Raw genomic sequence first — 23041 nt, forward strand, 5'->3', positions numbered from 1 at the left:
GTCTGGCACTAGTGGTCGGGAAGGTGACATAGTTTATTTACCGAAGATCCCAACGGAGGAGATGATCAGAATGGCACTACCTGATCTCACGCCAGAACAGAGGGCACAGGCTCTTGAGAAGGCAACGCAGGCACGGAGGCGTCGCGCCGAAGTGAAGAACGCGCTCAAGGCGCGCTCGATGAACCTGTCGGAGGTTTTGGAACTCGCTGATACAGACGAGGCCGTGGCGAAGATGAAGGTCGTTTCGCTACTGGAGTCGCTGCCGCGCGTCGGCACGAACACGGCCGCCGTGTTGATGGACGAGTACAAGATTGCCCAAAGCAGGCGCGTGCGTGGCCTTGGCCCCGTCCAGCGGAAGGCGCTCGTCGAGCGTTTCGGCTGACGCGGTAAAGCGTGGCACACTTGAGCCATGACTAAGGCTCAACTGACCGTCCTCGCTGGCCCTACGGCCGTTGGAAAGGGAACTGTTGTCGCTGCGCTCACAAAGCGCTACCCGGCACTGAAGGTGTCGGTCTCGGCAACAACCCGCGATCCTCGACCCGGTGAACTGAACGGCGTCCACTACTACTTTGTTTCCCCCCAAGAGTTCGATGCAATGATCGAACGGGGAGACATGTTGGAGTGGGCGCTTGTTCATGGGAAAAACAAGTATGGGACCCCCCGTGGTCCGGTCGATGAAGCTCTCAATGTCGGCAATCCCGTGCTCCTCGAGATCGATTTAGCCGGTGCACGCCAGGTGCGCGCCAACAGGCCCGACGCACAGTTCATCTTCCTTGCACCTCCCTCGTGGGAGGAGCTTCAGCGCCGCCTCATCGGCCGCGGTACCGAAGGCCCCGAAGAGCAGGCTCGGCGCCTTGCCACTGCCCGTGTCGAGCTTGAGGCGGCTTCGGAGTTTGATCACGTTGTGATCAACGACGATGTGGAGCGCGCGGTGGATGAGCTGGCTCGGCTCATTGGCCTGGAGTAATATCTATCTGAATCCGCCACTGAGAGGAAAATACGCATGTCCGGAATTGTTGCCCAGCCCGTGGGCATCACCTCCCCGCCCATTGACGATCTGCTGAAGCACGTCGATTCCAAGTACGCGCTGGTGATCTTCGCTGCGAAGCGTGCGCGCCAGATTAACTCGTACAATCTGCAGCTTCAGCAGAACATGATCCAGTTCGTGGGGCCGGTCGTTGACGTACAGCCGGATGAGAAGCCTCTGGCGGTTTCCCTGCGTGAAATCAACGAAGGCCTCCTGTCTCTCGAAGCTAACCCCGAGGCCTGACGTGGCAACCATCGTCGTCGCAGTGACCGGCGGCGTTGCAGCCTTCAAAGCACCCATCGTGGTCCGCGAGTGTCAACGCGCGGGCCACGACGTGTATGTTGCTGCCACGCGCGCGTCGTTGGAGTTTGTCGGCCGTTCGACCTGGGAGGGCATCACGTCCCGCCCTGTCGCCGTGGATATCGCGGGGGAGGGGCGTGCCGAGCACGTGGAGCTCGCCCGAATTGCCGACCTCATTATTGTTGTACCTGCGACTGCGAACTCCTTGGCGCATCTTGCGGCCGGTTTCGCGAACGACATGGTGTCGCTGACGGTTCTTGCCTCGAACGCCCCTGTCGTCGTTGCCCCGGCGATGCATTCCAACATGTGGCTGGCTCCCGCCACTCAAGCCAATGTCCGCACACTACGTGAGCGCGGAGTGCACATCATTGATCCGACGTCCGGTGCACTCGGTTCGGGTGACAATGGGATCGGTCGTCTGCCGGACCCAGAGGAAATCGCGCGAAAGGCACTTGAGGTACTTTCTCACCATGAGCGGGTTTCCCACGTGCTCGCCGACCGCACGGTCGTCGTCACGGCCGGGGGTACTCGCGAGCCGATCGATCCGGTCCGTTTTTTGGGTAATCAGTCGTCTGGTCGGCAGGGGCTGGCAATCGCATCGGCGGCAGCACGAGCTGGAGCGGCGGTCAGGGTCATCGCGGCCAATATTGAATCGGCTCTCCTCGCAGGGCTCCCTTCAACCGTACAGGTCACCCGCGTGGGCAGTGCCCTTCAGATGCGAGAAGCCACGGTCAGCCAGGTCATTGACGCCGATGCTCTCGTCATGGCGGCCGCCGTCGCTGACTTCCGTCCCGAGGCCGTCTCACAGTCAAAGATGAAGAAAGACCCCACAAACGAGGAGGCGCCTACCATTCGTCTCGTGCGCAACCCCGATATCCTCGCTGAGATCGGGCACAGTGAGAAGCGCCCGCCCCTCGTCGTTGGCTTCGCCGCTGAAACCGGCACAGAGGAGGAGATCCTCGCCTACGGTGCCGATAAGGCGGTGCGTAAGGGAGCAGATTTCATCTGCCTGAACCGGGTGGGCAGCGGCATCGGGTTCGGCGACGTTGCTAACGACGTCCGCGTCCTCGATGCCAGCGGTCACATCGTCGGCCGTTACGTCGGCTCGAAGGGTGAAGTAGCCGCAGGTCTCGTCGGCCATATGGCCTCATTCCTTGATAATCTAAAGTGGTGAGTCAACAGCTTTTTTCTTCTGAGTCCGTTACCGAAGGCCACCCCGACAAGGTCTGTGACCGCATTTCCGATGCGATCCTTGACGCGCTGCTCGCCGCCGATCCTCGCTCGCGTGTCGCCGTCGAGACGATGGCGGCAACCGGCCTCATTCACGTCGCCGGTGAGGTGACGACCGAGGCGTACGTTGAGATCCCGGAGATCGTGCGCCGCGAGATCCTCTCGATCGGATACGACTCGTCGCGCGTTGGCTTTGATGGCGCGTCCTGTGGCGTCTCTGTGTCGCTTGATGGCCAGAGCCCCGACATCGCCGGCGGCGTCGACGAGGCCCTTGAGGTGCGCGGCACCCAGGGTGGCGATCCACGCGACCGCCTCGGCGCTGGCGACCAGGGCATCATGTTCGGCTACGCCTCCTCCGACACCCCCGATCTCATGCCTGCCCCCATCTGGCTCGCTCACCGCCTCGCAAAGCGCCTGGCTGACGTGCGCAAGCAGGGCATTGTTGAGGGGCTGCGTCCCGACGGTAAGACTCAGGTGACTCTTGCCTATGAGAACGGCCGCCCGGTAGGCATCGATACGATTGTCGTGTCCACTCAGCACGACGAGGCTCTGTCTCAGTGCGCGATCAGCGACGCCGTGCGCGACTACGTCATCACGCCCGTCATTGACGAGTCCGGCCTCGCTCTGGCGACGGGTTCGATGAAGACTCTCATTAACCCCTCAGGACGCTTCGTCCTGGGTGGTCCCGCCGCTGACGCTGGCCTCACCGGTCGCAAGATTATCGTCGATACCTACGGTGGCATGGCCCGCCACGGAGGCGGCGCATTCTCCGGAAAAGATCCTTCGAAGGTTGACCGTTCCGCGACGTATGCTGCCCGTTGGGTCGCCAAGAACGTCGTGGCCGCGGGTATTGCCCAGCGTTGCGAGATTCAGCTTGCATACGCGATCGGCCGCGCTCGCCCGATTGGCCTGTACGTCGACACCTTCGGGACAGCGTCGGTGCCCGAGGAACGCATTGCTGACGCGATCCGCGAGGTCTTCGACCTGCGCCCACTCGGCATGATCGAGGACCTTGATCTGCTGCGTCCGATCTACCGTGAGACCGCCGCCTACGGTCACTTCGGTCGCGAACAGTTCCCGTGGGAGGCCACCAACCGCGTTGACCAGCTCAAGGCTGCTCTCGCATGAGTCAGGTGCCCGAAGCCGAAGACTACCTGCCCTCGTACGAGACCGAGGCTGCGCGTCGCGCCTGGCGTCGTCGCACGAGCCTGGAGATGATCATCTCCGGTTGCATTGGCCTCGTCACGTCTTTCGTTCTGTCGATTGAGGCGTGGCAGCTCGCTGCCGATTCGTCCACGCGCTTCGGTTGCGACATTTCGTCTGTGCTCTCGTGTTCGACGGTTGCTCAGACCTGGCAGGCTCGCATCCTCGGCTTCCCTAACGCCTTCCTCGGTATCTTTTTCGAGGCCGTTGTCCTAGCCATCTCGGTGGCTATTTTCTCCGGCGTGAAGTTTCCGCGTTGGTACATGCTGGGGACGAACCTGCTCTACACGATCGCATTGTTCTTCGCGTTCTGGCTCTTCGGGCAGTCGTATTTCATCATTCAGGTGCTGTGCCCGTGGTGTCTGCTCATCACGCTGACGACGACACTCGTGTTCGGCGGCATCACCCGTATCAACATTCGTGACGGCGTCATCCAGGCGCCCGAGGGTCTGCGTCGTGTCGTCGCCCAGGGACTTGACTGGGCGCTGTGGGGTCTCATCGTGTTCGGTGTCCTCGCCATGGTGGTCGCGAAGTACGGTCTGAAGCTCCTGAGCTGAGTACGGGACGCAGATGAGCACGGGCCGTGATTCACTGGAATCATGACTTCCCAACAGGGCATGCTTGACGGCTTCGATCCGCCGCGCTCTCGCAGCGCGGAGATCGCCCGCGTGCTCGTTGATATCGACCTGCCACACATTGATCGGCCTCTCGACTACGTTGTTCCAGACAAGCTGATCGACCAGGCCACGGTTGGGAATCTGGTTCGCGTGCGTTTTTCGGGCGCGCGCGTCGATGGATGGATCATTGAGCGCACGCGCCGTGATGTACTCGACGATGCCGCTCATATTGAGTCGGTCTCCTCGTCGATTCCGGTGTTGACTCCCGCGCTCTATGAGACTGCTCGGCGCATTGCCGGGCGTTTTCTTGCGACAACATCGCAGGTCCTTTCTCTCGCTATTCCTCCCCGGCACGCACGGGGTGAAACGCGCGTGTTGGAGCAGGCACCCCTGCCGTGGCCGCGTCTGGAGGCTCCGTCAGCATCGGCGGGGTGGGGAGCATACTCGGCTGGTGAGGCACTGCTGAGCAGACTCTCGTCCGGCGAATCCCCTCGCGCGGTCGTGACCGCTCTGCGCCCCCTCATGCGCTGCTGTCTATCAGATGCCGTTGCGGCGACAGTTGCATCAGGTCGCAGCGTCATCGTCGTTACGCCCACCGGCGAGGACGCGACGCGATATGCGCGCTCTCTCGAGGAGGATCTCGGCCTCCCCGTCGCGGTGACGGGCGGTGAGGTGGCACCCGAAGAGCGGTACCGTATCCACGCAGCCGCAACACTTGGTCGTGTTCCGATCGTTGTCGGTACGCGCTCTGCAGTGTGGGTCCCATGCGCGTCGCTCGGCCTTATCATCATCTGCGACGACGGGGATGATCGACACCGTGAGCGGCGTTTCCCACGGTGTGACAGTCTTGATGTCGCTGTTCAGCGATGCGCCGTGGAGGGCGCTGGACTTCTCGTCGCCTCGTACGCGCGTTCCGTCAAGGCTCAGGCTCTCGTTCGTTCCGGCTGGGCGGCGAGCCTCGATCCGTTCCCGGGTGCGTTGCGCGACGCAACGCCGCGCGTCCATCTGCACGGGGTCACGGAGGCGCAGCGCGAGGGGGCCAGCGGCCATATGCGCATCCCTCAGGCGGCTCTGCGTATGATCCGCCAGGGCCTACGCGAAGGTGCTGTTCTTATTCAGGTCGGCGCATCTGGCTATTGGCCGACGGTCGTGTGCCGCCGCTGCGGCGAGCGCGCACGCTGCCGCCATTGCTCCGGCCCGCTCGCGCTGGGCAGCGGGGGAGAGATGACGTGTTCGTGGTGTGCGCGCACCTCCGTCTCGTGGCGTTGCCCCCACTGTTCGGGTACTGACCTAAGGGCAGCCCGCGTCGGTTCCACGCGCACAGCGGAGGAGATCGCTCGCAACCTTCCGGATGCATCCGTGCTCGAATCCTCAGCTGCACATCGGATCAACCGGCAGCTGCCGGCGCGCCCGACGGTCGTTGTGGCCACGCCGGGTGCTGAGCCGGACGTTGATGGAGGATACGCCGGAGCCATCATCCTTGATGCCCATGCCCTCGCCGGTCGTGCCGAGCTGTGGGCACCGGAGGAAGCCGCCAGGCGCTGGCTCAACGCACTGTCGCTCGTCCGCCCAGGTCACCCCGGCCTCGTCGTGGGGATGATTCCGGACGCGTTGGGTCAGACGCTTGTGCGCTGGGCTCCCACTGACTACGCCGATCGGCTCCTCGATGAGCGTGAGGCACTTGGCTTCTTCCCGGCCACGACGATGGTCGCCCTGGACGGTCCTTCGGCTCAGGTACGCCAAGTTGCCGAGCAGGTCATTCGTGAGGGCGGCGCGGAGCTGGTGGGTACGGTCGTGCGTCCGGCGACTCGCGAAGGCGAGGAGAACGAGGTGCGCACACTGGTGCGAACCCCGTTGGCGGGCGCTGCCGCAATGCTGGCGGTCCTTGCCGATATTCGGCGTTCGCGCAGCGCGCGCAAGGCACCACTCGTCAAAATGAGCGTGAACCCACCCGAGCTCTTCTGAGTCAGCGCCTGCCCAGTGCCGTAAACTGACGGCCGTGCGCATTATTTTTGCTGGTACCCCCGAAGCCGCAGTCCCCACGCTGAAGGCACTGTTATCGTCATCCCACGAGGTTGCTCTCGTCATGACGCGTCCACCTGCTCGACGCGGTCGCGGCAAGACCATGTACCCCTCCCCGGTCGCGGACGTCGCTGCCCAGGCCGGTGTGGAGCTCCTGGAAACCACAACTCTCAAGAGTCCCGAGATTGCGCAGCGTATTGAGGACGTTCATGCGGACCTTGGCGTCGTCGTAGCCTACGGAGGTTTGGTTCCGCCGAACGTGCTCGCGATGCCTACGCATGGGTGGGTGAACCTGCATTTCTCGGATTTGCCCAGGTGGCGCGGCGCTGCCCCAGTCCAGTGGGCTATTCGTGCAGGCGACGCGACGACCGCGTCCTGCGTGTTCAATCTCGAGGAAGGTCTGGATACGGGCGATGTCTATTCGCGCGTCGAGGTCCCGATCCGCCATGAGAGTGCTGGTGAGCTGCTCGCGTCGATGGCCGAGGCTGGGGCACCCCAGGTGCTCAGTGTCGTCGATGCGCTCGCTGACGGCAGCGCGACAGCTATCGCGCAGTCGTCGGAGGGCGTGACGCATGCGCGGCGTCTCGAACATGTTGACGGTTACGTGTCGTTCACGCACGATGCAGCCCACGAAGACCGCATTATCCGTTCCGTGACGCCCAATCCCGGTGCCTACACGCTCTTGCCGGGTGGCGTGCGCATGAAGCTCGACAAGGCAACACCCGTGGACCGGGACGATCTCGAACCCGGCCAGCTTGAGGTCACGAAGAAGCAGGTGACCGTCGGATGCGCGCGCGGCGCTCTCGTGCTCGGTAAGGTCGCACCGGCCGGCAAGTCGTGGATGGACGCGGCCGCATGGGCCAGGGGAGCGCGGCCTTCTGACGACCTGCGCTTCGGTGGAGACCTGGAGGGGGCGCGATGAGCGAGAGGCGATACGCGGACGGCTACCGCAAGCTGCGCAAAGCCGACGAGCCCCGTCGCATTGCCTACGAGGTTCTTCACGAGGTCGCCACGCAGGGCGCGTTCGCGAACATCATCCTGCCGAAGGCGCTGCGCCAGGCCCGGCGCGACGGCCATTTTTCTGACCGTGACGCTGCCTTCACCTCCGAGCTCGTCCACGGCACACTGCGCGCGATTGGGCGCCTCGACTGGGTGATTTCCCGTCACGTCGATCGTCCCCTGGCCGACCTCGACCCGCGTGCCCTCGTCATCCTGCGCATGGGGGCACACCAGCTTCTCGATATGCGCGTGCCCGACCACGCGGCCGTGTCGGCAACCGTGGATCTCGCACGCGAACATCTCACGGACGGTCCTGTCCGTTTCGTGAATGCTGTCCTGCGCTCGATCACCCGCGAGGATCCTGGCGAGCGCGAGGCGGCCATGGATGCCATTGCCGACGAGGACGAGGCTCTTGGCGTGCGCTACTCACACCCGGCGTGGATGGTCGCTGCTTTCCGCGACGCCCTCAAGGCCCACGGTTATCCCGAGGATGAACTTGTCGATGTGCTGGCGGCTGATAACGAGGTTCCCACGGTCACGTTGGTGGCCCGCCCGTCGCTGATGAGCGTTGACGAGCTCGCCGACGAGGCCGAGGATATCCTCGACACCCGCGTTGCCCTGGGTGCCGTGTCTCCGTACGCGGTCCTCCTCGAATCCGGCGACCCCGCGCGTCTGCCCTCGATTCGTGATGGACGCGCTGGCGCCCAGGATGAAGGCTCGCAGCTCGCGACGCTGATCGCTGCATCCGCACCGCTGGAGGGCGGGTCTGACGAACGTTGGCTCGACCTGTGCGCGGGCCCCGGCGGTAAGGCCGCACTCCTGGCCGGCCTCGCCGCAGGCGTCGGAGCACGCCTGACCGCCAATGAGGTGCACCCGCACCGCGCCCGCCTCGTCGAGCGCACCACGCGTCAGTTCGACTCGATCGAGGTCGTGAGCGGTGACGGCCGTACTTTCGGTGGGGGACGCAGCGCTTGGCCACTGGCGTCCTTCGACCGTGTCATCGTCGACGCTCCCTGCTCGGGCATGGGGTCCATGCGCCGTCGCCCCGAGTCCCGATGGAATCGCACCCCCGCAGACGTCGAGGAACTCACCGTCCTTCAGCGCGAGCTACTTGATCGTGCGCTCGCTCTGACGCGCCCCGGAGGCGTTCTCACCTATATCACGTGTTCACCGCATGCGGCGGAGACGCGTGATCAGGTCGCGCGTCTGCTGGAAAGCGGTGAGGTTGAGCTGCTTGACACCGTCGCACTCGCCAACGAATGCGCACCCGAGGCTCTGGACGTCCCCGCGTCTGCGGGCATCATCAAGGGCTACGACGGTCGTACGCTGCAGCTGTGGGACCACCGTTTCGGTACGGATCTTATGTTTGTGGCCTGCCTACGCAGGCGCTAGCATATGCGTTATGAACGCCACAATTAGCCCGTCGATCCTCAACTGCGACATCGCTGACCTGCGCGGTGAGCTCACCAAGATCGCAGGAGCGGATATCGCTCACGTTGACGTCATGGATAACCATTTCGTCCCGAACCTCTCGTGGGGTCTGCCCGTCGCGGAAGCAGTCGTGAAGTCCGGCATCCTGCCGGTTGACGCGCACCTGATGATCGAGGACCCGGATCGCTGGGCGCCGCAGTACGCCGAGGTCGGCTGCGAGTCCGTCACCTTCCATGCTGAGGCAGCCGCAGCACCGCTGCGTCTGGCACGCGAACTGCACCGCATCGGTGCGCGAGCCGGCCTCGCGCTCAAGCCCGCGACTGATATCGCGCCGTTCGTGGACATCCTCAACGAGTTCGACATGATCCTCATCATGACGGTCGAGCCCGGCTTCGGCGGGCAGTCCTTCATCGAACAGATGATTCCGAAGATCGAGCGCACGCGCGCGGCGATCAACGCCGCGGGGCTGCAGGTGTCGATTCAGGTCGACGGCGGCATTTCCCGCGCGACCATCGAGCGAGCGGCTGAGGCCGGGGCAGACAACTTCGTCGCAGGTTCCGCGGTGTTCCGAGCCCAAGACGCACACCGCGAGGTCGAGGCGCTGCGCGAGCTCGCCAACGCCCACACACACTGATCGCATAGGATTCTTCGCGGCCGGATGGGATGAGGTCCCATCCGGCTGCCTCTTTTCTTCTCTATCGGATACGCCTCGCGCGGCGCGCCCGGCGGTGGCACAATGGCACACGAGTACTCCGGGGTCGGTGAAAGTCCGAACCGGCGGTGATAGTCCGCGACCCGCCCTCACAGAACGAGGACGGTTGAGCCGGTGAAATTCCGGCACCGACGGTGAAAGTCCGGATGGGAGGAGTGCATGAGGCGCATTCGTGCGTCTGCTGTGCTGCGCGTACCCCCGGTGTCGGAAAGCAAGTCGTGGCAACTCGGAATAAGCCCCGCGGTGCTCTCACCGTCGCGGCGCCGATCATTTTTCTCGCCCTTGTGCTGGTGGGATGGTGGCTGACGACCTCGCTCACCGGCATCGAAGCATGGCGCCTGCCGGATCCGCTTGCTGTCGCCCGCAAAGGGGTAGCGCTTCTTCAGCGCCCCGCCACCTGGCGTCAGATCGCGGTGACGGGAGGAGAGGCAATTGCAGGGTGTGCGCTCGGAACGGTCGTTGCGCTGCCGTTAGCGTATGCGATCTACCGCTCGCGGCTGCTGGCTGCTGCGGTGGAACCCTTCCTTGGAGCAACCCAGGCGTTGCCCGCCATCGCCATCGCCCCCATCCTCGTGCTGTGGGTCGGGTACGGCATCACGCCGGTCATCGTGCTGTGCGCACTGATGGTATTTTTCCCGATCCTAGTTTCCAGCGTCGTCGGCTTGCGCCATATCGACCACGAGCTGCTCGAGGCTGCCGCACTCGACGGTGCGACGGGCTGGACGATGGCCGTACAGATGGAACTACCACTCGCTGCACCCGCAATTCTGGGTGGCCTGCGTAACGGGTTTGCTCTGTCTGTCACGGGCGCAGTCGTTGGGGAGATGGTCATGGGAGGGTCCGGACTCGGGCAGGTACTCACTCAAATGAGAAGCAACGTGGACACCGCCGGCATGTTCGTCATCATCGCGATCCTGTGCGTCATGGCAACAATTTTGTACGTCATCGTGTACCGGATCGAGCGGTCGAAGCGCTACGCCATCACGCAGTGAAGGAGACATCCCTTGAAGCTTTCCACTATCGTCCGCGCGACCGTTATCGGCGCCAGCGCCTCGCTTGCGCTGGCCGCATGTGCAGCGGGCCCCGGCGCAACGCAGTCAGGCGCGTCCGAGCGAGGCGGCTCGAACGTCACGATCGGCCTGACCTACATTCCTAACGTGCAGTTTGCCCCGGTATATGTCGCTGATTCCCAGGGCCTCTACAACGACGCCGGTGTCACCGCAACGGTCCGTCATCATGGTTCGGATGAGGGTCTGTTCACGGCGCTCCTCGCCGGTCAAGAGGACGTCGTCATTGCATCCGGCGACGAGGCCGCCGTGGCGGCCTCACAGGGCCTGGATCTCGTGTCGATCGGCCAGTATTACGCAACCTACCCGGGAACCGTCATCGTGCCAGCCTCGTCGTCGATCACGAGCCTGGCTGACCTGGCCGGAAAGAACATCGGTATCCCCGGTGAGTACGGTTCGAGCTACTACGCGACTCTCGCCGCTATCAAGGCCGGTGGCCTGCAGACATCCGACGTGACGATTTCGTCGATCGGTTACACGCAGCAGGCAGCCCTCGCTGCCGGACAGGTGGACGCGGTTGTCGGCTTCACCAACAACGACGCGGTGCAGATGCGTCTTGCGGGTATTGACATTCGCGAGATTCCTTTGGACGGTGCCTCGACGCCTCTGGTTGCGGCGTCGATCATCACGACGCGTCAGTGGGCGCAGGCTCACCCCGATGCGGCGCGTGCGGTCGTGTCCGCAACCACCGACGCGATGAATGCGATCGCCGCCGATCCCCAGATCGCGATTGACGCGACCGCGAAGTGGGACACGACGCTGAGTGATGAGGCGACGCTGGCCGCAGCGAATGCGGTGCTCGCCGCGACTGTTCCGCTGTGGCTCGGAGACGACGCGCACGCTGACGGGGTGCAGGATCTCGCTACGTGGTCCTCGATGGTGTCGTTCCTGAACTCCATCGGTGTCCTCGAAGGAGACGTCGATCCAAGCGCCATCGTGAGCAACGAGTACGCGAGTACCGCCGATACCGCGTCTTCTCAGTCCTGACGGTGCGCCGCATGCTCGGGACGCGCACGCTTCGCGTAGGGTAGGCGGGTGAGTACCGCCGTCAACGCTAACGTGCGCGTCCTTGAGCTTTTTGTGGAGCTCCTGGGCGCGCGTCCCGGGCGCACCAAGGCGCAGCTGCGGGAGCTTCCGGGCTATCAGGGGCTTGCAGATGATGCCTTTGAGACCCAGTTCCAGCGCGATAAGGATGCGCTGCGTGACGCGGGCGCTCACATGACGATTCGTTCGGGGGAGCGCTACAGCATTTCCTGGGATTCTTTCGCGCCAGGTATTGAGGTGACGAGCGCCGATCGTGCGCTGATGTCGCTGGCCGCGCGCGCGTGGGATAGCAGCGAGTTTTTCGCCGATGCGATCGACGCAAAAGCCGCTGCTGCGTCCCGTGATGATGTCTCCGCTCCCACAATTCGTCTTGGGCTCACCGGCCTCGGAGCTGCAACCGCCTTGTCTCAGGCCATCCGTGAACGCCGAGTGGTGTGTTTCGAATACCCGGGATCCGGGCAGTTGACGGAGCGTTCCGTGGAGCCGTGGGCTCTGTCGGTTCAGGGCCGTGCTCTGTACCTGTGGGGCTGGGACCTTGACCGCAGTGCCGAGCGAACGTTCCGTATCTCGCGCATACGCTCACAGGTATCTTTCATCGGGGAGCCGGGGGACGCATCGGTTCCTCCCGAGGGACGCATTCCTCCTCGGGTCTCCTCCTTCGTCTCTCCCGTCGTCGATGTACGCGCAGGATCTCCCGCACGAATGATTCTTCACGGCTACGAGGCCGGGGGAGTCCCCGAGGAGGGCGGCGTGCCTCGGCGAGGCTGGGAACGCGTCGGCCTTGAAGACGCTGAGCTAGGAACATGGATCGGTCGTCTTCTCCCGCTGGCCGCCGACGTGGTGGTCGTGTCTCCGCACACTCTGCGCGACGCCATATTGACGCGCCTGCAGGCAGCCGCCACGTGGGGAGATGACGATGCCTGAGAACGTTCAGCTAGCAGTTGTCCGTCTTGCGTCGATGGTGACGTGGATGAGTGAGCATCCTGGCTCAACCGTCGACGATATTGCCGCTCACTTCCACCGCACGCGTCGGCAGGTGCGCCGCGACGTTGAATATCTCGCGTCCGTCGGAGACTCACTACCCGGTGCCTCGTTTGAGGTCGATTGGGAGCTCTACGAGCGAGAACAACGCGTCACGCTGCGCTCGACACTCGGCGCATCCGCGCCACTGCGGTTGTCCGCACTCGAGGCGCAGGCGCTTCTCATCGGTCTGTCTGCGATAACGCCTTTGTTGGGCAGCGATCTTGCCGCCCACGTCCCTCATGCTGCCCTCGTTGTCTGTGCTCTGGGAGGCTTGAAGGAATCGGACGGGGAGCAGTACGTGGAAGCGATTGCTTCCCCGGCCTCGTCGAGCGCGAGCCTGGAGGCCCTGCGTGATGCGCTCGTGCGCGAAGAGCGTGTCTCTTTCACCTACGTGTCCGCCTCGGGTATCCAGACGCGCCGCGTTGTCGACCCGTGGTCGCTCGAAGCGACCGCAACCGGCTGGCTCCTGCGCGGCTGGTGTACGCGTGCGGAGCAGGCTCGCAGTTTCGCGGTCGCGTCAATCAGTGACGTGCGCGGCGAAGGCCGGCGCGTTGAGGAGCCCCGCCGCGTGCGCCAGGACGCACCGACCTGGACGCTCGAGGTTGATCGCGATGCTCGATGGATCGCCGACGAATACGACGGTCACATCGCCGCTGAGCTCGCCGATGGGGGAGCGCGGATTACCCTGCCCGTCTGGAATGAACAGTGGGGCCTGAGTCTCCTGATTGACATTGCCCCGCACCTGCGTGCTGTTTCGCCGGACATGCGCCGGGCTGCCGCGCGCCGTGCGCTTACCGTTTTGTCGCAGTGGAACCGAGAGGATGCATCGTGAGCCCAAAACGACGTCGACATCGCACCCGTGAGACGCACGCTCACACTCATGAGGAGGAGGTCGGCCTGGGGGTGGGCAGCGCCGCACAGCGCTACGCCGCCTACAAAGCGGAAGCACAGGCGGCCGCCTCGCTGCGTGCCCGTTGGGTCTCAACGCTCAGCTTCACCCCTGATCCATTCCAGATTCAAGCACTCGATGCCGTCGAGGCCGGCAGTTCCGTCCTCGTCGCTGCACCCACCGGTGCGGGCAAGACGATCGTTGGGCAGTTCGGCGCATATGTCGCTCTCGAGCAGGGAATGCGCGCGTTCTACACGACTCCCATCAAGGCTCTTTCCAACCAGAAATACCTGGAGTTGTGCGACCTGTTCGGAGCGGACAACGTCGGTCTCGCAACCGGTGACACGTCGGTCAATCCCGGCGCACCCGTCGTCGTTATGACGACCGAAGTGCTGCGCAACATGATCTATGCGGGCACACCCCTTGACGACCTGGGCGTGGTTATTCTTGACGAGGTGCACTACCTGGCGGACAAGATGCGCGGCCCGGTGTGGGAGGAAGTGATCATTCACCTACCGGCGCACGTCGCGATCATTGCTCTGTCCGCGACGGTGTCGAATGCCGAGGAGTTCGGCGCGTGGATCCGCGAGGTACGGTCCTCGTGCGAGATCGTCGTCTCCGAAAAGCGTCCCGTGCCGCTCTACCAGCACATGATCGTCGGCGAGGACATCTTCGACCTCTACGCCCCGACGGGGAGAGGAAAGCTCAACCCCGAGCTGGTCGCTGCAACGCGCGATTCTGGAATGCGAGGTGGTCGGGGCTCACGCTCGTGGAATCGCGAGGTTCACTGTCGCCGCGAGTCGCGCCCGTCGACGCTCATTTCACTCGATCGCGCCGGGCTACTGCCCGCAATTACGTTCATTTTCTCGCGCGCCGGCTGCGAGGATGCGGTTCGCCAGATCCTCTCCACGCGTATCACGTTGACGACGCGTTCGGAGGCCACCGAGATCGAGAGCTACGTCGATGAGGTCATTGCGCTACTACCGCCCGAGGACGCGATCGTTCTCGGCGCCGAGGCGTGGAAACGCGGCCTCATGCGCGGCATTGCCGCCCACCACGCGGGCATGCTGCCCCTCATGAAGGAGACCGTCGAACATTTGTTTTCGCGCGGCCTGGTCAAAATGGTGTACGCAACCGAGACGCTCGCTCTGGGCATCAATATGCCGGCGCGTACAGTCGTCATCGAATCTCTGACGAAGTGGAACGGTTCAGCGCACGTGTCCCTCTCGGCTGGTGAATATACCCAGCTCTCGGGACGAGCAGGGCGCCGCGGCATCGACACCGAAGGGCACGCGGTCGTCTCGCACCGTGGGGGAGTGGCGCCCGAGGAGGTCGCTGCTCTCGCTTCGAAGCGCACCTATCCTCTGATTTCCGCTTTCACACCGACGTACAACATGGTTGTCAACCTGCTCGCACGCTCGACGCGCGCCCAGACGCGCAAGGTTTTAGAGTCGTCATTCGCGCAGTACCAGGCGGACTCTGCCGTCGTCGCGCAGGCATCGCGGCTGAACGAGCTCGAGGTGCAGCGGGAGGCAACGATGGAAGACCTGTCGTGTTCTCACGGTGATGTGCGCGAGTATCTGACTCTGCGCGACCAGCTCGGTCAGGCGGAGAAGTCGGGGGCACGGGCGCGCAAGCACGAAGCACGCGAGAAGTCTCGACGCGTGCTGTCCGAGGTGCGCACCGGAGACGTTCTCGCCCTCGTGCGAGGCCGCAAGTCGCGCCTGTGCGTCGTTGGAGCAAAGGCCACCAGTGCCTCGGGCAGGGTCGAGGTATCGATCATTGGCGAGGACGCAACGTGGCGCGCCCTTGCTCCCGAAGACGTACGTGGTGCGATTGCTGTGGTCGGTCACATGTCCATCCCGGGAGGCTCTGCGCTGCGCCGCACGAAGGAGCGGACGCGTATCGCCGGTCAGCTGCGTTCCGGTGCCGCTCAGGGTATCTATGAGGTCCCCTCCGAGCATTCGGATGCCTCCGACCCGGTATCCGCGCTACGCGTTGCGATGCGTCAGCACCCGGTCCACCGCTGCCCCCACCGTGAGGAGCATGCGCGTGCAGGCACCCAGTGGGCTCGCCTGGGACGTGAGATCGACCGTCTGCGCTCTTCGATTGACTCCCAGACGGGATCCGTTGCCGCCCAGTTCGACCGCGTCTGCACGGTCCTCGAGCGCCTCGGTTTCCTGGTCGGTGACGAGGTCACCGATGCCGGTCAGCGTTTGCGGCGAATCTTTGGCGAGCGCGACCTGGTGGTGGCCATGTCGATGAATGAGGGCACCTGGAACGAGCTTGACGAAGCGGAACTGGCGTCCATGGTGTCCGCGCTTGTCTACGATTCTCGCTCCGACGACGATGCCCAGCAGCTCGCTCCCTCGGGGGTAGGTATTCGCCTTCAGGAGGCCTGGCACGAAAGCCTGGCGATCCTCCAGCGCGTGCATCGCGTCGAGAAGGCATGCGGATGTGAGCCCACCCCGAACCTGGATGCGGGCCTCATGGCAGCGACACTCGCCTGGGCACACGGATCAACGCTAGCGACAGCTATCGATGCGACGCCGATCCAAGCGGGTGACTTTGTCCGCTGGATGCGCCAGGTCATGGATTGCCTCGGCCAGATTGCCTCGGCTGCGTCAAGCAGTGAGTTGACGCGCAAAGCCGAGGCCGCGAAGGACCGCATCGGTCGCGGTATCGTGGCTTGGTCGACCATTTAGAAAGCTGGAGGGCTTGTGGGCCATCAGGAGATTTTGCAGCGCACCTCGTTTGCGCACGTATGCGGTGACTCGCTCATCGCGGCGATCGCAGGCCTCGCGCTGTACGCGTCATTTCAGCCGGTCGGATGGTGGTGGCTGTCGGTGCCCGCGCTGGCGCTATACATCTCGCGCATCGACGAGGCCAGGGCACCGCGGGCGTTAACTGTCACGTTTGTGTTCGGCATGAGCTTCTGGCTTCCGCTCATCGACTGGATTCCTTTAGCCGTCGGTACGACGCCTCCGTGGTTCGTGCTTGCATTCGTACAGACGCTTTTCCTGGTGGCCTGGGTGCTGTTCGCGAGGTGGACACAGCTATGGGCGTGGGCGCGCGGCCCGATCATGCAGGCGCTGCTGTTCGGTCTCACGTGGGCTGGAGTCGACGCGGTGCGTTCCCGGTGGCCGTGGTCAGGTTTTCCGTGGGGTTCCGTGGCGTTGCCTCAGGTGGATTCTCCGCTCGGGCACCTCGCCCCGTACGGCGGCAAGACAGTGATCACCGCGGTGGTCGTCGCCCTCGCCGTCCTTGTTCGCCGCGCATTCGCGGCTCGGGATGCATCGGTGATTCGCGAGCACTGGTTTTCACGGCCGACACTCGCCGTCATCGTCGCGGCCGCATACGTTGCGCCTCTCGCCCTCACGCTGCCGAACCAGGCAGAGAACGGAATGCTACGTATCGGTGTTGTCCAAGGCGACATCGCTCTGCCGGGCGCACAGGCTTACGAGCATGAGGGCGAGGTGACCGGCAACAACGTGCGCACTTCCCTCGAGCTCGCGAGCTCACCGGACGTGGTTGATCACCCGCTTGATCTGGCGATCTGGGGCGAGGGGTCCGTCGACCGTGATCCCGTCGCGTTCCCTGCAATCGGGCAGGCGGTTGATCATGCTGCCTCCGCGCTCGACGCGCCCGTGCTGATCGGCTACACGAACCTTAATGAACGCGATCGCGTCAAGAACTGGCTCGCGATCTGGGAGCCGGGCCAGGGGTTGGAAGAATCGGCCCGCTACTCAAAACACGTCCCTGTTCCCTTCGGCGAATTCATCCCGCTGCGTGAGTTCATCGCGTCCTTCGCGACCGAAGTCGCACAATCAAGCCGAGACATGGAGGCGGGGGAGGAGCCGCCCGTCATGACGGTGCAGGCGCGCGATGGACGCGCTGTTCCTCTCGCGGTAGGCATCTGTTTCGAGGCCGCCTACCCCATGGTGATTGGCGACGGCGTTGCTCGTGGCGGTCAAGCCATTGTCGTCCCATCAAACAACTATCACTTCCAATCTTCTGGGGAATCCGCGCAGCAGGGGCAGCTCCTACGCATGCGCGCGATGGAGTACTCGCGCAGTGCCGTCCAGGCCTCGACGACGGGCCATTCCTACGTTATTCGTCCCGATGGTTCCATCCTGGAGCAAACAGATACCGAGCAGGCCGCAACGCTCACCGCCGATATTCCGCTTCGTTCCTCTCTGACGCTGACCGCGCAGGCGGGGGAGAAGATTCCACATGCCGTCATGGTTGCAACGCTCATCACCAGCTTCTTCGCCCTCGTGACTGTTATCGGGCAGGGAATAAGGGCACGAGCGCGCGCCAGGCGTGCATCGAACGACTAATTTCGGCAAAATGTGACCCATGACCATTCCTGAGCGCCTTGTTCCGTCTCCTCAGGGAGACCACACCCTGATCGTGATCCCGACGTACAACGAGATGGAGACACTTCCAGGGATCCTCACGCAGATCTGGTCCCATGTACCCCGCGCACACATCCTCATCGTCGATGATTCCTCACCGGATGGAACAGGGGAGTGGGTTGACTCTCGCTGCACGCACGAGGATCGTCTCCATGTCCTTCATCGACCCGCAAAATCCGGGCTCGCCACCGCCTACGTTGACGGCATGGGCTGGGGTATCGAGCACGAATATCCGTTCATACTCCAGATGGACGCCGACGGATCGCACCGTCCAGTGGATCTGCCGAAGCTACTGACGCGCATGGCTGGACCCGACCGACCCGACCTCGTCATTGGGTCGCGCTGGGTGCCGGGCGGACGCATTAACGGTTGGTCTCACAAGCGCGTCGCGCTCTCAAAGGCGGGGAATTATTATGTCCGATTCTGCCTGGGAACACCGGTGAAGGATGCAACTGCGGGCCTGCGCCTACACCGCGCAGCCTTCCTGCGAGACAACGACGTACTCGATCGGGTAGCGACGACCGGCTTTGGATTCCAGGTCGAAATGACCGAACTCGAACGATCTCTGGGAGCGGTGATCGCCGAAGTACCCATCACCTTTGACGAACGCATCGCCGGCGAATCGAAGCTTGATTCGTCGATCTTCGTCGAGGAACTCGTCATGGTAACGAAAGGCGGCCTGGGTCGCCTGACCCAAGCCGCCCGTCGAGCGTTCTCGCAGTAATCAGCCCTTGCGGTACGAACCCTCAGGACGCAGACGACCCTCGCGGTAAGCGGTGAGCTGCTCGGAAAGTACGACCTCGAGCTCTTCGATGGAGCGACGTTCAAGCAGCATGTCCCAGTGCGTACGCTGGGGCTTGACGGGCTTGTTGTCCTCGTCCTCGACGGTCTCACCGATCAGATCAGCCTGCTGGCCACACTTGCATTCCCAGGTTGCGGGAGCCGTCGCCTCGCTGGAGAGCGTCACCTCGAACTCGTGACCGTTGGGGCACACGTAACGAGCGATGAAACGGTCGGCGAAAACAACGCCGTCCTCGGATTCGAGGGACTTCGCACCGATCTGCATGCCACGCAGTGCGCGGTCAGCCATAACAGCCTCCTGAACAAAAGAACGAAACGGGACCATTCTATCTGACACGTCAAGCGGAACGCTTCCACGGCCTCGTCTCCACCCAAGCCCTCGATCCGATAATGTACATTATGTCCGTTTTTCTTTATCGATCCCTCTCCGACCACGCGCTACAGTTGCTGTCATGACGTCGGACCTACACGTACGCTCCCAGCGGCCTCCTGCCCTTCGCGAGATCATCGCGCTCTCATTGGCATGCCTCGCATACTCGGTCCTGTCATTCTTGGCCAAGGCCCCCGAGTCTGTCGCTGTGGCGCATGCACACGACGTCGCCGCATTCGAGTCGCGCATTGGCATCTTTATCGAAGGCTCAGCAAACACATGGCTGACCGCCCACCCGCTCCTCGCCTCCCTCGCGTCCGCACAGTATGCCGTCTCTTTCCTCGCGATGACCGGCTTCGCGTTGGTCGCCCTCTGGCGCAAGGCCCCGACCCACTACCGCCGGGCACGATGGACACTCGTTATCATGACGATCGGCGCGCTCATCACCTACTGGACCTACCCGCTGGCTCCCCCACGCCTGGTCCCAGATCTCGGCTTTGTCGATGCGGTCGCCGAGCACACGTCCGCATATTCCCAGCTGTTTGGCACGCTTGCGAACCCCTACGGAGCCATGCCATCGATGCACACGGGTTGGTCCATATGGGTCGCATTCATGCTTGGCACGTACGTGTGGCGCTCGTGGTGGGCGCGACTGATTCTCGCCGCCCACCCCGTTGTAACCATCGTGACAATCGTCGCAACGGCTAATCATTATGTGGTTGACGCCATTGCCGGATGTGTGTACTTCCTGCTCGCGTGGCTCTTTATCACCATTGCAAACAGAGCCTTACTGGGAAATGTGCGAACGACCGGCGAGACGTCCTAGGAGCTCCCGTCAATAAACGCTAGTGTGGGTGTCATGAGACTCGGAGTTGATTTTGGTACCACAACCACCGCGATCGCTATCGTTGACCGAGGGAACTATCCCATCGTCTCCTTCGTCAACAATAATGACGATACGGTTGATTTCGTCCCGTCGATCATCGCTCTTGACGGGGACCACCTGGTGTACGGCTTCGACGCGGAAGAAGCTGCCCACGAAGGTGCACCTCATCTGCGTTCCTTCAAGCGTCTACTCTCCGATCCATCAGTCACTGACACGTCCACTCTGCGCCTAGGTAACCACAGCATCTCAATTCTCGACGCACTGACTGGCTTCCTCAGCTACGTTGAGCACCAGCTGCGCACCAATTCCTCCGTCGCCTCCCTCCCCGCATCTGAGCCGCTCGAGGCTCTCGTGGGCGTCCCTGCGCACGCGTGGTCTGCGCAGCGCTTCCTCACCCTTGAGGCCTTCCGCCGAGCCGGCTGGGATGTCCTTGCGATGGTGAACGAGCCCTCCGCTGCAGGCTTCGAGTACACCCACCGTCACGCGGGGACGCTCAATTCGAAGCGCACAGCGATCCTCGTCTACGACCTGGGTGGTGGCACGTTCGACGCTTCGATCGTGTCGGCTACAGGCACACTCCACGAGGTCATGGGATCGCGTGGCCTCAACATGGTCGGCGGGGACGACTTCGACGTCGTGCTCGCGAACCGATTGGCCGCAGCGGCTGGTACGGACTCGGGCAAACTCGGCGACGCAGCGTGGCAGCGCCTCGTCGAAGATGCGCGCGACGCGAAGGAGACCCTCTCCCCCTCGACGAAGTTCATTACCGTGCCCGTTGACGGCGAGCCCGTGACGATCCCCGTTGCTGACTTCTACGAGGCAGCCACTCCCCTGGTTGACTCGACTGTCGCCGCCATGGAACCCCTCTTGGTGCCCGACGCGTCAGGCGTTGGTCAGCTGGGCGGCGATATCGCCGGTCTCTACGTCGTGGGCGGTGGCTCGCAGCTGCCGCTGGTCGCCCGCATCCTCCGTTCGCGCTTCGGCCGCCGCGTGCACCGCTCCCCACACACGGCAGCCTCGACCGCGATCGGTCTGGCCATCGGTGCCGATCCCGAGGCCGCGTACACAGTGCGCGAACAGCTCTCTCGCGGCGTCGGCGTCTTCCGTGAGCGCGAGGCTGGCTCGTTCATCTCATTCGACACGCTCCTTGAGCCGAACACTGAGCTTGCTCCAGGTGAGACCCTGACCATCAAGCGCCGCTACCGGGCGGCACACAACATCGGCTACTTCCGCTTCGTCGAGTATTCGTCATTCGACGAGGCCGGGGTGCCCCGCGGCGACCTGCAGCCCTACGGCGAGGTTATCTTTCCCTTCGATCACGCCCTGCGCCACTCCGATATTGACCTCTCGACCGTTCCCGTCGTTCGTACCGAGGATGGCCCCCTTATCGAAGAGTCCTACATCGTCGACGAAAACGGCATGGTCACCGTGGAAATCACGGACCTGGAGACCGACTACACCGTGACACGCCCTCTCGGACGGCGTTAATCGCGCGGGCGGTGCTCACCTATCAATAAGTGTGGGGCCCAGGCACGATGCCTGGACCCCACACCAACGTTGAAGACGCGTGTCAGGAAGCGGAAAGCTTCGACCGGCGACGCTCGGCGAGCTCGTCGACGAATGCCGGCTCGGAACGCTCGAGCGGCAGCTCAGCGAGAGAACCTTCGACCTCGCGCCAGACGCGGCCAACGGCAATACCGAAAACACCCTGGCCGCCCTGAAGGAGATCAATCACCTCATCTGTCGACGTGCATTCGTACACGGAGGCCCCATCGCTCATCAGGGTGATCGAGGCGAGGTCGTCCACTCCCCTGTTCTGCAGCGAGGAGACGGCGACACGAACCTGCTGCAGCGACACACCCGCATCGAGGAGCTTCTTCACGACCTTTAGAACGAGGATGTCACGGAAGGAGTAGAGGCGCTGAGAACCAGAACCGCGCGCGGCGCGGATCGACGGCTGGAGGAGGCCGGTACGAGCCCAGTAGTCGAGCTGGCGATACGTGATACCAGCGGCGCTGCATGCAACCGGGCCACGGTAGCCCATCTCGTCGGTGTCAAGGCCTTCGAGCGGGTCGCCGAAAAGCATGCCTTGCCGGCTAGCGACGTTCGCTTGTGCGCTCACTGTCGGGCTCCTTGCAGGTGGTACTTGATGAGAACAGGACTACGGTAGAGCACCGACGCACGGTGGTCAACGACTGAAGCGGCGAGTCTAACCTTCATGTTCAACATGAGACTTAGTCTCCATCGTCCGCGAGAGCAGATACAGCAACCGTCAGCATCTCACGATGCAGCTCGGCGAACAACTCCCCCAGCTCAACCGCCCGAGCACGCGCACGTTCGCGATCCGCGCCACGGCCTCGTCCCCTCTGTGAGGACACGGTCTGATCGATAATATCGGCACTCCGCTCGGCCCCCTGACGGACGGCACGCAACACGCGCACATCGACGCCGGCGCACTCCAAGCGCGCGATTGCAGACACCGTCTGAACGCAGCGAGCGGGAAAGTACCCCGCCAGGTCTGGCGTAATGAGTCCCAGACGCGTGTAGCGTTCCAACGTCTCCATATCGACGCCCGTCAAGTCGGCCAAGTCCGCAGCAGGGATAGCCCGCCGTCCCCCCAGCGAGACCGTCTGCCCCTCAGAGGAGACGACTTGGGCCACCCTGCGTCGCGTCGGCGTATGCCCGGCATCGAGAGCATCGAGCTGCGCACGGATGACGCTGAGCGGAGTGAACGAGTCACGCTGCTCGGTCAGTACGTAGCGTAGCCGCTCCACGTCAGCGGCCGAGTACTTGCGGTAGCCCGATCCCGTGCGTGCGGGCGCGACAAGCCCCTCGCTCTCCAGGTAGCGCACCTTGGACAGCGAGATCGCAGGGAACTCTTCCTTCAGGGCATCAACAACACGGCCGATCGACAGCTCGGGGCTGTGATCGACGTCGTGCGGCCACGAGCGCGCCTCATGGGACGAAGCCGCCCCCCGTGCATGCGCAACGGCTGCGGACAC

22 protein-coding genes and 1 riboswitch are annotated in these 23041 nt (G+C 63.5%); of the genes, 19 read left to right on the forward strand and 3 right to left on the reverse strand.

The window, feature by feature from the left end; translation table 11 throughout:
- Positions 1–70 precede the first annotated feature (70 nt).
- The 17 genes from mihF (at position 71) to O3656_RS01505 (ending at position 18706) form a co-directional block, all read left to right on the forward strand.
- A complete protein-coding gene (mihF, locus tag O3656_RS01425) occupies positions 71–382 on the forward strand; it encodes an integration host factor, actinobacterial type (RefSeq protein WP_500062278.1) in 312 nt (103 codons plus the stop codon).
- 27 nt (positions 383–409) lie between these two features.
- Entirely contained in the window at positions 410–967 is a 558-nt protein-coding gene (gmk, locus tag O3656_RS01430; protein ID WP_500062279.1) for a guanylate kinase, read from the forward strand.
- A gap of 36 nt (positions 968–1003) precedes the next feature.
- Entirely contained in the window at positions 1004–1270 is a 267-nt protein-coding gene (gene rpoZ / locus O3656_RS01435; RefSeq protein WP_500062280.1) for a DNA-directed RNA polymerase subunit omega, read from the forward strand.
- Position 1271: 1 nt separating this feature from the next.
- Positions 1272–2501: a bifunctional phosphopantothenoylcysteine decarboxylase/phosphopantothenate--cysteine ligase CoaBC gene (coaBC, locus tag O3656_RS01440; RefSeq protein ID WP_500062281.1), complete on the forward strand. Its 1230-nt coding sequence runs from the start codon at positions 1272–1274 to the stop codon at positions 2499–2501.
- Complete coding sequence (gene metK / locus O3656_RS01445) at positions 2498–3685, forward strand: methionine adenosyltransferase (protein ID WP_500062282.1); 1188 nt, start codon at positions 2498–2500, stop codon at positions 3683–3685. The genes coaBC and metK overlap by 4 nt, the downstream gene beginning before the upstream one ends.
- The gene (locus O3656_RS01450) at positions 3682–4317 is read left to right on the forward strand and encodes a vitamin K epoxide reductase family protein (RefSeq protein ID WP_500062283.1); all 636 of its coding nucleotides are present in this window, start codon (positions 3682–3684) and stop codon (positions 4315–4317) included. Before metK ends, O3656_RS01450 begins: the two co-directional genes overlap by 4 nt.
- Before the next feature lie 42 nt (positions 4318–4359).
- Complete coding sequence (locus O3656_RS01455; protein ID WP_500062284.1) at positions 4360–6342, forward strand: primosomal protein N' family DNA-binding protein; 1983 nt, start codon at positions 4360–4362, stop codon at positions 6340–6342.
- 34 nt (positions 6343–6376) lie between these two features.
- Positions 6377–7321 carry a methionyl-tRNA formyltransferase gene (locus tag O3656_RS01460; protein ID WP_500062285.1) on the forward strand — a complete coding sequence of 315 codons (945 nt, stop codon included), beginning with the start codon at positions 6377–6379 and terminating at the stop codon, positions 7319–7321.
- On the forward strand, positions 7318–8790 hold the full coding sequence (locus O3656_RS01465) for a transcription antitermination factor NusB (RefSeq protein WP_500062286.1): 1473 nt from the start codon (positions 7318–7320) through the stop codon (positions 8788–8790). The genes O3656_RS01460 and O3656_RS01465 overlap by 4 nt, the downstream gene beginning before the upstream one ends.
- Before the next feature lie 10 nt (positions 8791–8800).
- Entirely contained in the window at positions 8801–9463 is a 663-nt protein-coding gene (rpe, locus tag O3656_RS01470; RefSeq protein WP_500062287.1) for a ribulose-phosphate 3-epimerase, read from the forward strand.
- A 110-nt stretch (positions 9464–9573) separates the two neighbouring features.
- Positions 9574–9703: riboswitch (FMN riboswitch) on the forward strand.
- A 56-nt stretch (positions 9704–9759) separates the two neighbouring features.
- Positions 9760–10533, forward strand: coding sequence for an ABC transporter permease (locus tag O3656_RS01475; RefSeq protein ID WP_500062288.1), 774 nt, complete (start codon positions 9760–9762; stop codon positions 10531–10533).
- A gap of 12 nt (positions 10534–10545) precedes the next feature.
- The gene (locus O3656_RS01480) at positions 10546–11595 is read left to right on the forward strand and encodes an ABC transporter substrate-binding protein (protein ID WP_500062289.1); all 1050 of its coding nucleotides are present in this window, start codon (positions 10546–10548) and stop codon (positions 11593–11595) included.
- A 48-nt stretch (positions 11596–11643) separates the two neighbouring features.
- The gene (locus O3656_RS01485; RefSeq protein WP_500062290.1) at positions 11644–12576 is read left to right on the forward strand and encodes a helix-turn-helix transcriptional regulator; all 933 of its coding nucleotides are present in this window, start codon (positions 11644–11646) and stop codon (positions 12574–12576) included.
- A complete protein-coding gene (locus O3656_RS01490; RefSeq protein WP_500062291.1) occupies positions 12569–13507 on the forward strand; it encodes a helix-turn-helix transcriptional regulator in 939 nt (312 codons plus the stop codon). Before O3656_RS01485 ends, O3656_RS01490 begins: the two co-directional genes overlap by 8 nt.
- Positions 13504–16269: a DEAD/DEAH box helicase gene (locus tag O3656_RS01495; RefSeq protein WP_500062292.1), complete on the forward strand. Its 2766-nt coding sequence runs from the start codon at positions 13504–13506 to the stop codon at positions 16267–16269. Before O3656_RS01490 ends, O3656_RS01495 begins: the two co-directional genes overlap by 4 nt.
- A 15-nt stretch (positions 16270–16284) precedes the next feature.
- Positions 16285–17904 carry an apolipoprotein N-acyltransferase gene (gene lnt, locus O3656_RS01500; RefSeq protein WP_500062293.1) on the forward strand — a complete coding sequence of 540 codons (1620 nt, stop codon included), beginning with the start codon at positions 16285–16287 and terminating at the stop codon, positions 17902–17904.
- 19 nt (positions 17905–17923) lie between these two features.
- Entirely contained in the window at positions 17924–18706 is a 783-nt protein-coding gene (locus tag O3656_RS01505) for a polyprenol monophosphomannose synthase (RefSeq protein ID WP_500062294.1), read from the forward strand.
- Here the strand turns inward: O3656_RS01505 and O3656_RS01510 are convergent, their stop codons facing one another.
- Positions 18707–19072, reverse strand: coding sequence for an RNA polymerase-binding protein RbpA (locus O3656_RS01510; RefSeq protein ID WP_500062295.1), 366 nt, complete (start codon positions 19070–19072; stop codon positions 18707–18709). It abuts the gene before it with no gap.
- A 163-nt stretch (positions 19073–19235) separates the two neighbouring features.
- Between O3656_RS01510 and O3656_RS01515 the strand changes: the two genes are divergently transcribed.
- The gene (locus O3656_RS01515; RefSeq protein ID WP_500062296.1) at positions 19236–19979 is read left to right on the forward strand and encodes a phosphatase PAP2 family protein; all 744 of its coding nucleotides are present in this window, start codon (positions 19236–19238) and stop codon (positions 19977–19979) included.
- A gap of 33 nt (positions 19980–20012) precedes the next feature.
- Positions 20013–21527, forward strand: coding sequence for an Hsp70 family protein (locus O3656_RS01520; RefSeq protein ID WP_500062297.1), 1515 nt, complete (start codon positions 20013–20015; stop codon positions 21525–21527).
- Positions 21528–21609: 82 nt separating this feature from the next.
- Here the strand turns inward: O3656_RS01520 and O3656_RS01525 are convergent, their stop codons facing one another.
- Both O3656_RS01525 and ftsR read right to left on the reverse strand, forming a co-directional pair.
- Positions 21610–22161: a MerR family transcriptional regulator gene (locus O3656_RS01525; protein WP_500062298.1), complete on the reverse strand. Its 552-nt coding sequence runs from the start codon at positions 22159–22161 to the stop codon at positions 21610–21612.
- A gap of 112 nt (positions 22162–22273) precedes the next feature.
- On the reverse strand, positions 22274–23041 hold the full coding sequence (gene ftsR, locus O3656_RS01530; protein ID WP_500062299.1) for a transcriptional regulator FtsR: 768 nt from the start codon (positions 23039–23041) through the stop codon (positions 22274–22276).

The organism is Pauljensenia sp. 27098_8_83 (assembly GCF_041432695.1).
Taxonomy (GTDB): Bacteria; Actinomycetota; Actinomycetes; order Actinomycetales; family Actinomycetaceae; genus Pauljensenia.

Bases quoted from the DNA above. Each gene is read 5' to 3' on its own strand.
- mihF (WP_500062278.1), top strand. From the start codon at position 71: ATGGCACTACCTGATCTCACGCCAGAACAGAGGGCACAGGCTCTTGAG.
- gmk (WP_500062279.1), top strand. From the start codon at position 410: ATGACTAAGGCTCAACTGACCGTCCTCGCTGGCCCTACGGCCGTTGGA.
- rpoZ (WP_500062280.1), top strand. From the start codon at position 1,004: ATGTCCGGAATTGTTGCCCAGCCCGTGGGCATCACCTCCCCGCCCATT.
- O3656_RS01450 (WP_500062283.1), top strand. From the start codon at position 3,682: ATGAGTCAGGTGCCCGAAGCCGAAGACTACCTGCCCTCGTACGAGACC.
- O3656_RS01455 (WP_500062284.1), top strand. From the start codon at position 4,360: ATGACTTCCCAACAGGGCATGCTTGACGGCTTCGATCCGCCGCGCTCT.
- O3656_RS01465 (WP_500062286.1), top strand. From the start codon at position 7,318: ATGAGCGAGAGGCGATACGCGGACGGCTACCGCAAGCTGCGCAAAGCC.
- rpe (WP_500062287.1), top strand. From the start codon at position 8,801: ATGAACGCCACAATTAGCCCGTCGATCCTCAACTGCGACATCGCTGAC.
- O3656_RS01490 (WP_500062291.1), top strand. From the start codon at position 12,569: ATGCCTGAGAACGTTCAGCTAGCAGTTGTCCGTCTTGCGTCGATGGTG.
- O3656_RS01505 (WP_500062294.1), top strand. From the start codon at position 17,924: ATGACCATTCCTGAGCGCCTTGTTCCGTCTCCTCAGGGAGACCACACC.
- O3656_RS01510 (WP_500062295.1), bottom strand. From the start codon at position 19,072: ATGGCTGACCGCGCACTGCGTGGCATGCAGATCGGTGCGAAGTCCCTC.
- O3656_RS01515 (WP_500062296.1), top strand. From the start codon at position 19,236: ATGACGTCGGACCTACACGTACGCTCCCAGCGGCCTCCTGCCCTTCGC.
- O3656_RS01520 (WP_500062297.1), top strand. From the start codon at position 20,013: ATGAGACTCGGAGTTGATTTTGGTACCACAACCACCGCGATCGCTATC.